Source organism: Candidatus Pantoea symbiotica (assembly GCF_056491525.1).
On record NZ_JBSZHR010000002.1, the window covers coordinates 3,555,607 to 3,569,567 of the forward strand.

Consider the following 13,961-nt stretch of genomic DNA (forward strand, 5'->3'; position numbering starts at 1 on the left):
GCCGCAGGTTGTTGATTAAACGAGGAGAAAATTATGAAAATCAAAACAACCATCGCAACTGCTACTCTGCTTTCCCTGTTCGCCTTTGGTGCTTCTGCAGCACAGCTGGTGACTGAACAACAGGCGCAGAATCTGCAACCTACCGGCAGCACTATTTCAATCAGCGGAACCGGCGGTTCGCCAATGGATTATCGTGCCGAGCTTTCTCAGAAAGCGGATGAGCAAGGTGCCAGCGCTTACAAAGTGATTGAAGCGAAAACTGGCGACAGCTATCACGTGACAGCTGAGCTGTATAAGTAATTCCTCGTCAATTAAGACGAACCCTTTGGCCCCGCTCGCCGGGGCCCTTTTTACTTTATATTGAAGCGGAGCTGGCCCTCCAGCTCCTCTTCTGCTTCATCAAATAGCAGGATCAATGCGCCATACCGGCGTTTCTGCCCTTTCCCCAGATTTACAAACTCAATCTCCAGCGGCAACGGCAGTTGCTCACCCACAATCGCATCCCAAAGATCGTCAAGATCGTTGATGGCGAGATCGGCTAGCGCAAAACGATCGCTAAACTGTCGATAAAAATGGGCTTGATCGACAATCTCATCGAAATCGAAACGCTCGGTTCTCATCATAACGCCCTCTTAGTTGTCGCGGCTAGCTGAGTCCGCCGAGGTGCAACGCTTTGACTTCCAGATACTCTTCCATGCCCAACACCGAGCCTTCGCGTCCCAGGCCGGACTCTTTCACACCGCCAAACGGTGCCAGCTCCGTTGATACCGCGCATTCGTTAATACCGATCATGCCCGCTTCCAGTGCCGCTGAGACGCGGAACACCCGCTGCAGATTCTGCGTGTAGAAGTAAGCCGCCAGGCCATATTCGGTATTGTTGGCGCGCGCAATCACCTCGGCTTCATCATCAAAGCGGAAACAGGCCGCAACCGGACCAAACGTCTCTTCCTGCGCCAACTTCATCTGTTCATGCGCTTCGGCGATCACCGTCGGTTGCCAGAAATTGCCGCCAAGAGGATGACGTTCGCCGCCAACCAGCAATTTTCCGCCTTTGCTTAACGCATCTTTGACGTGCTCTTCCACTTTCTCCAGCGCGGACTGCTCAATCAGCGGGCCAACAATCACGCCCTCTTCCACGCCATTACCGACTTTGAGTTTACCCACCGCATCGGCCAGCTGATTGACGAAGCGATCGTACACCGCGTTATGCACATAGAAGCGGTTAACGCTAACGCACACCTGTCCGGCGTTGCGGAATTTGTTGGCAATCGCGCCCTGCACCGCCGCATCAATATCGGCATCATCAAACACGATGTAAGGCGCGTTGCCGCCTAACTCCATTGAGACTTTTTTCATGGTTTCGGCGGCATTACGCATCAGCGTTTTGCCCACCGCGGTGGAACCGGTGAAGGAGATTTTACGCACCGCTTTGCTGGCCATGATCGCGTCGCTGATGGCATGCGTATCGCCCGCCACCGCATTGAGCACGCCATCAGGCACGCCGGCTTTTTGCGCCAGCGCCAGCAGCGCGAAGGCGCTCAGCGGCGTGTTGTTCGCGGGTTTGATGATGCCGGTACAGCCCGCGGCCAACGCGGGACCGAGTTTGCGCGTCAGCATCGCCATCGGGAAATTCCACGGCGTGATCGCTGCGACCACACCAATCGGTTCACGCGTCGCCAGAATGCGCGAGCCCGGTTTTGCTGGCGGGATGATTTCACCGTTGGCGCGTTTCGCCTGTTCGGCAAACCACTGAATAAAGCTGGCGGCGTATTCCACTTCACCTTCGGCTTCTTTCAGCGGTTTACCCTGCTCGGCGGTCATCAACTGGCCGAGCCAGCTTTTGTTCTCAATGATCAGCTGATACCAGCGATTGAGGATTTCGGCACGCGCCTTGGCGGTTTTGTCGCGCCAGGCGGGAAATGCACGCTGCGCGGCGGCAATCGCCTGTTCGGTTTCGTGCTGACCGGCTTTCGCTACGTTGGCGATGACTTCGCCGGTAGCGGGATTGGTTACCTCAAAGGTGGCGCTGGCGTTATGCCACTGACCATCGGCGAAATAGCCGGTCTTAAATAATTCGTGTTGTTGCAGGGAAGTGGACATCGGTTTTCTCCTGTCAGTTTGCGTCCTGTCAGGAAAGTATAGATGCCAATATCAGAGGTTTTTGTGTCAGCGTGGGATCTAAAAGGCCGCTGCAGGCTGCAGCGGCCAGTTTCAGATTTGTATTAAGGTGTTCTGATACTTATCCAGCATCAGCGCCAGGCGTTTCACCGGTTCGGTGACGTTATCAGGTGCCGCATATTGCTGCAGCTTCTCCTGATATACATCCAGCTCCTGCAGCAGCCGCTCGAAGTAATAGCGGCGCTTGTCATCGCTGGTCGCGGAGATAATGCGATCGGCGGTGTAACGCAGCTGGCGGTGATAGGCCGAGAGATCGGCATTCACCGGCACTTCGGCATTACGCAGGCGTTGATGGCCGATAATCAGCGTCAGCGCGATACGGTATTTATCGATATCGCCGGGGAACAGGTTGAGGAGCAAGAACAGTTGCTGATACAGCGCCGGCAAGTGGTTCTCACGACGACGCGCCTGATTAGTGGTGAGGGCGGCAACCGCTGCATACATAAAGCGGTTCAGCAGCTTACGTCCGGTACGATCGCGCGATTTATCACGAATCAGCAGAATCACCATCATCGCCACAAAGCAGCCAATCACCTGGCCCAACACGTTATCAAGGAACACGTTGAACTCGAACTTCATCGGGTTATCCAGCACCAGCACGTTGATGGTACCAATCAGCGCGCCCAGCGTACCTAACTGGCGGCGCTGCACGAAGATGCCGCCGATAAAACCCAGCGCGCCGATGGCGATACACAACAACAGCGCACTTTGCTGTGTCGCGGGCAGAATAAAGATGAAGTAAAGCGCGCCGAGCGGCACCGCAACCGTCATGCCGTAAAGGAAGTCTTTCGCCATCATCAACGGATTCGGCATACGCATCGCCAGCGCGGTAATCACCGCCAGCATCACCATGCAGCCACTGCCCGATGTCCAGCCGGTATATAACCAGAACAGCGAACCCAGCGCGGTGGCGACAAAGGTACGCACGCCGTTGATCATTGCGTGATGGGTTTCAGCGGATCGCGCCTGAATCACCACTTCGCGCTGCAGAATGCTCTCTTCCAGCGTGGTGATGCGGCTATTACTTTTGATGCCGTTAATCAGCAGCAGATATTCGGTGGCTGCGCCGACCCAACTCGCCAGCGTCACCGGCACAGTTTTGCTGCTCACGCCAATCAAGCGACGCATCACCTTCATGCGCTTATGCACATCGTTGACGTCGTTGACCTCTTTTTCGATCAGCAAACGATAGTGCGGTGGAATGTATTCCGGGCGCGAGTTTTGAATCAGGAAGGTTTCGGCGGCCTGGGTGATCAGCGTCAGCGATAAGGTGTTGAGCATTTGCAGGCGGCGACTGGAGTTTTTCCAGCGTGACGATTCCATCATCAGTTGGCCGCGCATGCCGTTGAGCGCCGTGGTGCGACGCACTAACGCGCTCCAGGCTTTATCCACCTCGTCTTTATCTTCATGCGCAACGCACAGCTGCAGCAGTTTGTAGTGCGCCACCAGTAGCGCATCCACTTCCTGCTCAATCACTTTTTTGATCGAACGCGGCGAGAACAGCATGTCGGCGAGAATCGCACACAGAATACCGATGACGATTTCACTGCAGCGCTCAACCGCGAACTGCGGAGCCAGCGTTAAGCCGCCGCTGGCATCCGCCGTAACCACGATGATCAGCGCGGTATAACCGGCGAGGCCGAGCGCATAGGAGTTTTCGACTTTGATCAGCGAAGAGAGCCACACGCACATGCCAGCCCAAATACAGCACAACAGCAGCATCACCACCGGCGCGCGCACCGTGGCAATCATGATGGTGAGCGCGGCGATACAGCCAATGAAGGTACCGATGATGCGCAGAATGCCGCGATAGCGCAGTGCGCCAGAATAGGGATCGCCCCCCGCAGCAAAGGCGGTACCACCGGCCACAATGCCGGCGGTCATCACCGCCCAACGCGGCGTTTCCAGATTGAAGTGAAAGCCAATCATCAACGCCGCAACCAGCGCGAAGGTGAGCTTCACCGGGAAACGCAAAAACTCAATCATATCGCCCTCGCTTAACCAAACTCACGCAGGCGATTGAACAACTGCGCCAGCGGCGAGACTTTGGTTTCGCGATCCTGCGCACCGGTGATCACCACGGTAGCGGTGGTACCCGCCGGGAAGCGGTTGCCCGGTTGCTCATCGAGACGAATACGCACCGGAACACGCTGCGCCAGACGCACCCACTCCAGATTCGAGTCGATGGTCGCCATGCCTTTGCTGTCGCTGCTGCTGCTACTGTTGGTTACGCCTGCCGCGATGCTGTCGACGGTGCCACGCAGCACTGCGTTGCTCCCCAACGGCGTGATTTGCGCGCGGAAGCCCGGACGCACGCCATCCAGCTTGGTCTCTTCCATATAGGCCAGCACATAGAAAGAGTGCTGTTGTACCAGCGCCACGGCGACTGAACCGCGCGTGATAAATTCGCCCTGATAAACATTAAGGTTAGTGACCCAGCCGTCAGATGGCGCTTTGATGGTGGTGCGATCGAGGTCGATCACCGCCAGATCGCGCGTGGCCACAGACTTCGCCAGCTGATGCTCGCTGGTTTGCAGATCGTTGTTGGATTGCTCAATCGCTTCACGCGACATAGCGCTGGTACCCAACTGATTGCGACGCGTGGCTTCACGGCGTTTTTCACTCACCAAAGCCTGGTAATATTCGACATCCGCCTGGGCTTCATCCAGCGCTTTTTGGTAGCGCGGACGGTCAACCACAAACAGCGTATCGCCTTTTTTCACCAGTTGGTTATCGTGCACCGGCACGTCAGTGATGATGCCGGTGACGTCAGGCGAGATCGCCACGACATCGGCAGAGAATTTGGCATCACGCGTCCACGGTGATTCGGTGTAGAACACCCACGCGCGGAAGATGATCACGATGGCGATGACAACCAGCAGGAGTGTAATCGCGTATCGCGCGATTTTTCTTATTAGCGCTTTCACTTAAAGAACCTCAGACGAATAAACGGGATACAAGGTAAAACACACAGCAATACAGTGCGGTGTTAAACAGTGCGGGATGCCAAACCAGATCGTAGATCCCGCTGGGCGTCAGCACGCGTTTCACCAGCCAGAACAGCGCCAGTGAAACTAATAGTTCAACGAAGATGGGCGGAAAACTCAGCCCGAATACGACAAATACCGGAAGCACACTCATTTCGGATCCTTAGTTCGACCTTGCCGGATTGCACCGATACCTGCCCACATGCCGTGCGGCACGTTGGGTTTACGATCAGGGGATGACGGATAAACTGATGGCAACATTCAGGCCGCGTTGAGCTAATCATAGCGTATCATCGGGTTAACACAGCCATGTACAGGTGCAGTGAAGAGACCCAGCGACGCGTATAGTAACGCGCTTGACTATACGTTTTCTACATATTGTGAGCTAAATCACTTTTTAGCCAGAGTAAACAATGGATCGACTTAAAAGCATGTCCATTTTCGCCAAAGTGGTTGAATTGGGTTCATTTACCGCCGCAGCGCGCCAGCTACAGCTTAGCGTTTCGTCTATCAGCCAGATTGTCGCCAAACTGGAAGATGAGTTACAGGTCAAATTGCTTAATCGCAGCACGCGCAGCATTGGCCTGACTGAAGCCGGAAAGATCTATTTTCAGGGCTGTCGCCGCATGTTAGCGGAGGCTTCACAGGTGCACGAGCAGCTGTATGCCTTTAACAACACGCCGATCGGTATTCTACGCATCGGCTGCTCATCAACGATGGCGCAAAATGTGTTATCGGCGATGACCAGCGAAATGTTACGCGAATATCCGGGTTTGAGCGTCAATCTGGTGACGGGCATTCCTGCACCCGATCTGATCGCCAATGGTTTGGATTTGGTGGTGCGCGTAGGTGCGTTGCAGGATTCGAACTTGTTCTCGCGTCGGCTGGGCGCGATGCCGATGGTGGTGTGCGCGGCGAAGAGTTATCTGGCACAGCACGGCACGCCAGAGAAGCCCGGCGAGATCGATAATTTTTCCTGGCTGGAATACAGCGTGCGACCGGATAACACTTTTGAACTGGTTGCGCCGGAAGGATTGGTGACGCGCCTGACGCCGCAGGGCCGTTTCGTCACCAACGATTCGCAGACGCTGATTCGCTGGCTGAAAGCAGGTTGCGGTATCGCTTATGTGCCTTTGATGTGGGTGATTGATGAGATCAGCGCCGGTGAGATCGATATCCTGTTCCCGCAATATCATTCAGAGCCGCGCCCGGTGTATGCGCTCTATACCGAGAAAGATAAGCTGCCGCTGAAAGTGCAGGTATGTATTGATTATCTGACCGAGTATTTCAAGCAGGTGGCGCAGCAGTATCAGCAGCATCGGAAGGGTTGAAGCAGGTCGCCATGAATGGCGACCCTACAGCATTAGGCGGTGCCACCTACGGTGATTTTATCCAGCTTCAGCGTTGGCTGGCCCACGCCAACCGGCACGCTTTGTCCCTCTTTACCGCATACGCCGACGCCTTTATCCAGCGCCAGATCGTTGCCGACCATCGAGATCTGCTGCATCGCTTCAATGCCAGAGCCAATCAGCGTGGCGCCTTTGACTGGCGTAGTCACTTTGCCTTTCTCGATCAGGTAAGCTTCTGAGGTGGAGAACACGAACTTGCCGGAGGTGATATCGACCTGGCCGCCACCGAAGTTCGGCGCATAAATGCCGTACTCCACGCTTTCAATGATATCTTGCGGCGTTGATTTGCCTGCCAGCATGTAAGTGTTGGTCATGCGCGGCATTGGCAGGTGCGCGTAAGATTCACGGCGACCGTTGCCGGTTGGATTGACGCCCATCAGGCGCGCATTCAGCTTGTCCTGCATGTAGCCTTTCAACACGCCATTTTCGATCAGCATGTTGTACTGGCCCGGCACACCTTCATCATCGACGGCCAGCGAACCGCGCAGACCTTCAATGGTGCCATCGTCAACCACGGTACACAGCTCAGAAGCCACCAGCTGACCCATTTTGCCGCTGAATACCGATGTCGCACGACGGTTGAAGTCACCTTCCAGACCATGCCCAACGGCTTCATGCAGCAACACACCCGGCCAGCCCGCGCCCAGCACCACCGGCAACATGCCAGCGGGTGCCGCCACGGCAGAAAGATTGACCAGCGCCATGCGCACCGCTTCACGCGCCCAGGCATCGGCACGCACATCACCGCTCTCATCGGCGAGGAAGAATTCATAACCGGTACGCGCACCGCCGCCGCTTGAGCCACGCTCGCGTTTACCTTGATCTTCGACCTGCACGCTGATGGACAGACGCACCAGCGGACGAATATCCGCCGCCAGCGTGCCGTCAGTTGCCGCCACCAGCACTTGTTCGTAGACGCCGCTCAGGCTGGCATTCACTTCCTGCACACGTGGATCGGCAGCGCGCGCCACTTTATCGACGCGATGCAGCAGGGCAATTTTGTCTTCACGCGTCAGGCTATCCAATGGATTGACGGGCGCATACAGCGAACGGTTCAGGACCGCCGATAAAGTATGCGCTTTGCCGTTGCCTTGTTCACGCACGATGCTGCGCGCCGCTTCAGATGACTGACGCAGTGCATTTAAAGAAATCTGGTCAGCATAGGCGAAACCGGTTTTCTCGCCGCTAACGGCGCGGACGCCCACGCCCTGATCGATATGGTAAGAACCATCTTTGATAATTTTGTCTTCCAGCACCCAGGATTCGTGGAAACTGGACTGGAAATAGAGATCGGCATAATCCAGACGACGTTCTGAAAGCTGCCCTAACAGGGAGTAAAGGTCCTGCTGATTAATGCTGTTCGCAGTTAGCAACTGCTCACTTACCAGATTCAGAGTCATCGTTTCTCACTCATTATGTGCTCGGATAGTCATAGCCTGCGGCAATTACCTGACGGCGTCAAATTCACTTCTTATCGTCTTCGCGCGGTTTGCGCAGTACTTCATTGATTTCAGGCTTATCCAGCGGCCCGCTGATGTGGTAACGCAACAGCGAAATCTTATTCCACAGCGGCCCCAGCACTTTACTGGCCGCGAACACCGCTGCGCCAACCACCGGATTGATCACAAAGGCGGTGGCGACGCCGACCGAGGCGGAGATTTCCGGGGCAACCACCGCTTCCATGTCGATCTGACGCTTCACCAAATCGATGTTGCCCTTCATGGCGATATCCGCCTCCAGGCCATCCACCAGCAGGTTATCGGTGCGCATCACGCCGTTTTCAATCCACGCGGTGCCGTTAATCGAATCGAAATAGAAACCATCACTAAAGGTATCGCTGAAATCGAAGCGCATCTTACGTAGCAAGGCATCGAAGCTAAACAGACGCAGCAGCTGTCCCGCGCGACCGGTATTAACATCGGCGATCTGGCCTTTGCCAAAGTGGCTTTTCAGCGTACCGCTCAGCGTCTCAACCGATGGTTGCCACGGTGCAGAACGCCAGTGCAAATCGTAATCGAGTTTGAAGGGTGCGTCGCGCAGCGGCGTGTTCATACCAAACCAGTTGGCGGCGTCATTAATATTGTCGCCACTCAGGCTGCCCTTCAGTGAAGTGCGCTGATCGCCGGGTTTATTCACCCATTCACCCGCCACGTTGAGCTTCGAGCTGCCAGAATCAATCGAAGCGTTAGTAAGTGCTAACGTATCTCCCTGCGGCTGTAGCTTCGCCTGCATGTGACCGAATTTCTGTCCGCGCAACCAGCACTCATCACAGTTAAGCTGCAACGCTGGCCAACTGCTGAAGTTGATGTTGCTGCTGTTACCGCCAAACGGCGATGATTTCCCGCTGGTTTTCTCGGCCCATTCAGGATTGTAGTAAAGATAGCTCAGGTTGATCTGCCACGGAGACTGCTGCGACGTCTGCAAACTGCCACGTGCTTCACGGCTCTCCAGCTGCAAACGCGTGTTGCCGCCTGCGCCCTGCGTGACGGTGGCGTTAACGTCGTGCCATTGCTGACCACCGAGCGTTAGCGCCGGTGTCCGCAGAATGAAGTCGCCCGGCAGCAGTGCGCCACCCACTTCAGGTTCGCCTTGCGCATTGCGTGAACTGCCTGCGCCAGCCATCATTCCCATCCAGGCTTCACCATCCAGCGGCGGGAGATTCAGCTCCATGCCGCGTTTTTCCGGCAGCTTCGGTGTGCTTTTCGCATCGTTAAGCCAGATACCGCGATCAACACGCAGCTGCGGCTCCAGAATCCAGCGGCTATTGAAACGATGGTGCTCGCGCACGCTACCGCTCAAGGTAAATCCTTTTAGATCGCCCTCCGCATTGATGGTAATCGGCATCGCTTCACCGGCCGCTTTATCCAGCGGCGCAGGTAAGTGACTACTTACTGCTTTGCCTTCGCCTTGCAGTGCAACTTTGTAAGTCGCGCCACCTTTGTGCGGCAGCGTGATATCCACATTGCCCTGCCACGGTAAAGAGCCACCTAACTGACGCGCGATGGCGTCCGGCAGCACCTTAAGTTTACCTGGCTGCCAATCGCCCAGCAGCTTGACGTTCACGCCAAAGTCGTTGGGATTCTCTTGCGTGCTAAAACTCACCCCGGTTGGCTGCCCGAACCAGTTGGCTTGCAACTCTTCACTCTCCAGATTGCCGTTGTTGTAACGGAAGCGGCCGGTGAGATTGTTCAGCGTGGTTTTTAACGGTTTGATATGCAGTGTGTTGTTGTTCAGCACCACATTGCCGCTGGCATGCACCTGCTCGCCATCCAGCGGAATATCGAGATTGAGTTTGCCGCGCACATTGCCGCCAATCTGCAACTCCTGCAGCGCCGCGCCAAGTGTTGGTTTCAGCGGCGTCTGCTCGAAATAGTCGGCGATTTTTTTGCCTTCGCCGCTGATATCGCCATCGATGATCAACTTCTCTTTCAGGTAATCCGGAATTACCGCACTGACATTGCGCGCATCAACCTCGCCGAGCTTGGTTTGATCGGCTTTCATCCACAAACCGTTGTTGAGGAAGTCGAGATTAATGTCGAGATTTTCCAGTGCAGGCCAGCCGGGCTGGAACTGGAAGGTGGAGTTACGCAGCGGTACCCAAACTTCAAACATGCCGTCATTGTGCTTAAACGGGAATAGCGCGGGATCGCCAGCAAACAGCAGCGTGGCGTTATCCACCTGCCCGCCTTTAATCGCGTCGCTGAGATAGTGTGTAAGATCGTGGCCCATTAGCTGCTGCGGGAAGTAGCGCCACGCATCGCCGGCATCGGTGACGCGAATCCCGGCGAGAATATCAAGGCGCGGCGCGCTAGCCAAATTCTGCTGATAGCGGAAATCGCCGCGCGCCCACAGCGAACGCGCCTGCACATCCAGCTGATGTCCATCCAGCGTTAAGCCGTTGGCATCGCGCAGCCAGTTAAGCTGGCCGGTGATCTGTTTGATTTGCAGCGGAGCCTGGAACATATCGCCATACGGCACTTCCGCCTGGCCCATCGCCACATCCAGCAAACCGTTATTTAAGCTGCCGCTGGCGCTACCGCTGAGATTGCTGATACCCGGCAGCAATTCCCACTGTTGCCAGGCGAGATCGCGCCACTTCGCCTGCAAACGCGTTTGCTCCGGCTGCTGCAACGGGATATCCAGCGCCAGCGCATCAATGTGGCCGCGCGGTTGCAGTGAACGCCAGTTATCCAGCAAAGTCGGCGAAAGTGGCTTAAACAGCGGCACGATCGGTGCCAGACGTTCTAAGTCGAGTTGGGTGGCACGCACGCGCACTTCCGCCGCGCTGTTGGCGCCGAGCATCTGCTTATCTTCCGGCTTCCACAGCAGAGAAAAATGCCCTGGCGCCCACGCGATGCCGTCGGTGGTTAAACGGGTTTGCGGTACCGAAAGGCTCCAGCCATTCTGATAGCGCGACAAGTGCGCAGTTAAGCCATCGACCTGTAATTGATGATCGCCCTGCTCACCGCGCCAGCGCGCACCGCCTTTGCTCAGCAGCAAATCACCGGCGTAGAGATCGCCATCACGTAAATTCGCCCACGCAGCCAGACTGAAACGCGCACTTTCAAGGCTGGTGTTGTCACGCAGCCACGGACCAATCCACGGCCGCACATCAACATCATCGGCCTGCATCCAGATGCGGCCATCGTTGAGTAAGCCGTTGCTGTCGTTGAGATCGAGTCGCACCTGCACCACGCCATGCTGGCCGGTAAAGCTGGAAAGGCTCACTTCGCCTTCCGCGCGGTGACGGGTATTTTCGTTCAGCCAGGTGAGGCGCGGAATCGCCAGTTCGGCATGTTGGCCGGACGGCGTCAGAAAACGAATGCTGCTGTCGCGCAGATCGAAGTGATCGAACTGACGCAAAAACAGATCGTTGATTTGCGCCGGTTTGAAGCTGTTCTTTTGTTCGTCGCTGGTGAACAGCGGATGATTGGTCTCGAGATGCAGCTGCCAGAAGGTGAGATCGCGGAATTGCCAGCGCCAGTGCAGCAGCGATTGCCACACGTTGAGCGCCAGATTGACGCGGCCGATGGTGAGTTGACCATCTTCCTGCATCGAGATTTTGAGATCGCGCACCTGCAGCGTCGGGCCGAAATTCTCCCATTTCCCTTGCAGTTCGCTGGCATCGACCGTGACGCCGCTGACGCGTGAGATCGTCTGCAGAATATCGCTGCGATAATTGTTGAGGTGCGGCATCACGAGGCGCAACCCGCTGACCAGCAGCGCCACAATTACGATGATTGCGGCGAGCAGCAGTAACAAAATCCTCGGCAACCGCCTCACACACCTCTCCTTGCTGTCCGTTGGCTTACGGAACTTAACCTCACGATCACATCATGACGACATCAAACTGCTCTTGGGTGTAGAGCGGTTCAACATGAACTTTGACTTGCTTACCGACGAAGATTTCCACTTCCGCCAGCGCGTGTGACTCTTCGCCCTTCAGCGCGTCGCCCACCGCCGGAGAAACGTACACCAGGAAGCGGTCAGAATCGTAGGCGTGATGCACGCGCACAATTTCACGCATGATCTCATAGCAGACGGTTTCCACCGTTTTCAAGGTGCCGCGCCCTTTGCACACCGGGCAATCGGCGCACAGCACATGTTCAATACTTTCTCGCGTACGCTTGCGCGTCATCTCCACCAAACCCAGCGCCGAGAAACCGTTGATGCCGGTTTTCACCCGATCTTTGCTCAGCGCACTCTCCAGCGAATGCAGCACGCGACGGCGATGTTCGTCGTTACTCATGTCGATGAAATCGATAATGATGATGCCGCCGAGGTTGCGCAGTCGCAGCTGACGCGCGATAGCTTGCGTCGCTTCGATGTTGGTATTGAAGATGGTTTCGTCGAGATTACGGTGTCCGACAAACGCGCCGGTGTTGATATCCACCGTGGTCATGGCTTCGGTTTGATCGATGATCAGATAGCCGCCGGACTTCAGCTCGACCTTGCGCTCCAGCGAACGCTGGATTTCGTTCTCGACATCGAACAGGTCAAAAATCGGCTGCTTGCCGCTGTAGAGCTCCAGCTTGCTGGCCATTTCCGGAATGTATTCGCTGGTGAATTCCACCAGCAAATCGCAGGTCAACCGCGAATCCACGCGAATGCGATCCAGCGCGGCACCGGCGAAATCACGCAGTACGCGCTGTGCTAACGCCAGCTCACCGTACAGCAGGCAACGCGTCTGATTACGCTTTTTACGCTCGCTGACTTTGGTCCACAAACGTTTCAGGAAAGCGGCATCCTGCGACAACTCTTCCGAACCAATGCCTTCGGCGGCGGTACGAATAATAAAGCCGCCGAGATCGTCACAGTGCGCCGCAACCACCGTTTTCAGTCGTTCGCGCTCGGCTTCGGTCTCAATACGCTGTGACACGCCAACGTGTGATGCGCCAGGCATGAACACCAGATAGCGCGAAGGCAAGGTAATGTCGGTGGTAAGGCGCGCGCCTTTGGTGCCAAGCGGATCTTTCACCACCTGCACCATCAAATCCTGGCCGGGACGCACCAGTTCGCCGATGTCGCGCACCACAAAATTTTTCTTCTCATCACCCGCCACGCATTCGGTGTGCGGCATGATGTCGGAGGCGTGCAGAAAGGCGGCTTTTTCCATGCCGATATCGACAAAGGCCGCCTGCATGCCAGGCAAGACGCGACTGACGCGTCCTTTATAGATGTTGCCCACGATGCCGCGTCGTGCTTCGCGCTCAATGTGGATTTCCTGCAGAATGCCGCCATCAATGTAGGCAACACGGGTTTCCGAAGGTGTCACATTTACCAGCAGTTCAGCCGTCATCTTGTCCCCTTAACGCTCGCAGTGACTGAAAATGACTCAGCAGCTCACCGGTCTCAACCAGCGGCAATCCCACCACGGCGTGATAGCTTCCATTAATCTTGCGGACAAAATTGCCGCCAAGGCCCTGAATTCCGTACGCGCCGGCTTTATCCATCGGCTCGCCACTGGCGATATAGTGCGAAATTTCCTCCGCCGTCATCTTGCGGAAGGTCACGTCCGTGGTCACCAGGCAATCCAGTTCACGCTGTTTATCAGCCAGCGCTACGGCGGTCATCACCTGATGAGTTTGTCCTGAAAGTTTACTCAGCATCGCGGCGGCGTGCGCGGCATCCTGCGGTTTTTCCAGTACCTCACCGTTCAGTACCACAATGGTATCGGCACCCAGCACTGGCAGATCCTGCGGTGCTACCGCGACGCCCGCGCGCGCCTTATCTGACGCCAGACGACGCACGTAAGCTTCAGCCGCTTCTTCTGGCTGACGCTGCTCTTCTACGTGGGTAATCAGGCGTTCAAATTGCAGACCAAGCTGCGTTAACAGCTCACGTCGACGCGGTGAACCGGATGCGAGGTACAGGCTAATCATAGTAT

11 protein-coding genes are annotated in these 13,961 nt (G+C 56.0%); 2 read left to right on the plus strand and 9 right to left on the minus strand.

Going from position 1 to position 13,961, the window contains the following annotated elements:
* Nucleotides 1–33 precede the first annotated feature (33 nt).
* Nucleotides 34–300, plus strand: a complete 267-nt coding sequence (gene yhcN, locus ACXIZX_RS17100) for a peroxide/acid stress response protein YhcN (protein WP_008101968.1) — start codon at nucleotides 34–36, stop codon at nucleotides 298–300.
* A 50-nt stretch (nucleotides 301–350) separates the two neighbouring features.
* Here the strand turns inward: yhcN and ACXIZX_RS17105 are convergent, their stop codons facing one another.
* From ACXIZX_RS17105 to aaeX, 5 genes are all read right to left on the minus strand, one after another.
* Nucleotides 351–620: a barstar family protein gene (locus ACXIZX_RS17105; RefSeq protein WP_036647722.1), complete on the minus strand. Its 270-nt coding sequence runs from the start codon at nucleotides 618–620 to the stop codon at nucleotides 351–353.
* A 25-nt stretch (nucleotides 621–645) separates the two neighbouring features.
* Nucleotides 646–2,100: an NAD-dependent succinate-semialdehyde dehydrogenase gene (locus ACXIZX_RS17110; RefSeq protein ID WP_179452032.1), complete on the minus strand. Its 1,455-nt coding sequence runs from the start codon at nucleotides 2,098–2,100 to the stop codon at nucleotides 646–648.
* Nucleotides 2,101–2,211: 111 nt separating this feature from the next.
* Nucleotides 2,212–4,164, minus strand: a complete 1,953-nt coding sequence (gene aaeB / locus ACXIZX_RS17115) for a p-hydroxybenzoic acid efflux pump subunit AaeB (protein WP_479404620.1) — start codon at nucleotides 4,162–4,164, stop codon at nucleotides 2,212–2,214.
* 11 nt (nucleotides 4,165–4,175) lie between these two features.
* Nucleotides 4,176–5,105, minus strand: coding sequence for a p-hydroxybenzoic acid efflux pump subunit AaeA (gene aaeA, locus ACXIZX_RS17120; RefSeq protein WP_008101975.1), 930 nt, complete (start codon nucleotides 5,103–5,105; stop codon nucleotides 4,176–4,178).
* Between the two features lie 10 nt (nucleotides 5,106–5,115).
* Nucleotides 5,116–5,319 carry a p-hydroxybenzoic acid efflux pump operon protein AaeX gene (gene aaeX, locus ACXIZX_RS17125; RefSeq protein ID WP_007891984.1) on the minus strand — a complete coding sequence of 68 codons (204 nt, stop codon included), beginning with the start codon at nucleotides 5,317–5,319 and terminating at the stop codon, nucleotides 5,116–5,118.
* Between the two features lie 259 nt (nucleotides 5,320–5,578).
* Here aaeX and aaeR point away from each other — a divergent pair, with 259 nt between their 5' ends.
* Entirely contained in the window at nucleotides 5,579–6,496 is a 918-nt protein-coding gene (aaeR, locus tag ACXIZX_RS17130; protein WP_008101977.1) for an HTH-type transcriptional activator AaeR, read from the plus strand.
* Nucleotides 6,497–6,528: 32 nt separating this feature from the next.
* Here aaeR and tldD read toward each other — a convergent pair whose 3' ends face one another.
* From tldD to ACXIZX_RS17150, 4 genes are all read right to left on the minus strand, one after another.
* The gene (tldD, locus tag ACXIZX_RS17135; RefSeq protein WP_061720201.1) at nucleotides 6,529–7,974 is read right to left on the minus strand and encodes a metalloprotease TldD; all 1,446 of its coding nucleotides are present in this window, start codon (nucleotides 7,972–7,974) and stop codon (nucleotides 6,529–6,531) included.
* 64 nt (nucleotides 7,975–8,038) lie between these two features.
* The gene (yhdP, locus tag ACXIZX_RS17140; RefSeq protein ID WP_479404621.1) at nucleotides 8,039–11,857 is read right to left on the minus strand and encodes an AsmA2 domain-containing protein YhdP; all 3,819 of its coding nucleotides are present in this window, start codon (nucleotides 11,855–11,857) and stop codon (nucleotides 8,039–8,041) included.
* A gap of 46 nt (nucleotides 11,858–11,903) precedes the next feature.
* On the minus strand, nucleotides 11,904–13,373 hold the full coding sequence (gene rng, locus ACXIZX_RS17145; RefSeq protein WP_061720203.1) for a ribonuclease G: 1,470 nt from the start codon (nucleotides 13,371–13,373) through the stop codon (nucleotides 11,904–11,906).
* Nucleotides 13,363–13,956 (minus strand): Maf family protein, encoded by a 594-nt coding sequence (locus ACXIZX_RS17150; RefSeq protein ID WP_008101985.1) that lies wholly within the window; start codon nucleotides 13,954–13,956, stop codon nucleotides 13,363–13,365. Before ACXIZX_RS17150 ends, rng begins: the two co-directional genes overlap by 11 nt.
* Nucleotides 13,957–13,961 lie beyond the last annotated feature (5 nt).

Coding starts and splice junctions, on each gene's coding strand:
- yhcN (WP_008101968.1), top strand. CDS start 34: ATGAAAATCAAAACAACCATCGCAACTGCTACTCTGCTTTCCCTGTTC.
- ACXIZX_RS17105 (WP_036647722.1), bottom strand. CDS start 620: ATGAGAACCGAGCGTTTCGATTTCGATGAGATTGTCGATCAAGCCCAT.
- ACXIZX_RS17110 (WP_179452032.1), bottom strand. CDS start 2,100: ATGTCCACTTCCCTGCAACAACACGAATTATTTAAGACCGGCTATTTC.
- aaeB (WP_479404620.1), bottom strand. CDS start 4,164: ATGATTGAGTTTTTGCGTTTCCCGGTGAAGCTCACCTTCGCGCTGGTT.
- aaeX (WP_007891984.1), bottom strand. CDS start 5,319: ATGAGTGTGCTTCCGGTATTTGTCGTATTCGGGCTGAGTTTTCCGCCC.
- aaeR (WP_008101977.1), top strand. CDS start 5,579: ATGGATCGACTTAAAAGCATGTCCATTTTCGCCAAAGTGGTTGAATTG.
- tldD (WP_061720201.1), bottom strand. CDS start 7,974: ATGACTCTGAATCTGGTAAGTGAGCAGTTGCTAACTGCGAACAGCATT.
- rng (WP_061720203.1), bottom strand. CDS start 13,373: ATGACGGCTGAACTGCTGGTAAATGTGACACCTTCGGAAACCCGTGTT.
- ACXIZX_RS17150 (WP_008101985.1), bottom strand. CDS start 13,956: ATGATTAGCCTGTACCTCGCATCCGGTTCACCGCGTCGACGTGAGCTG.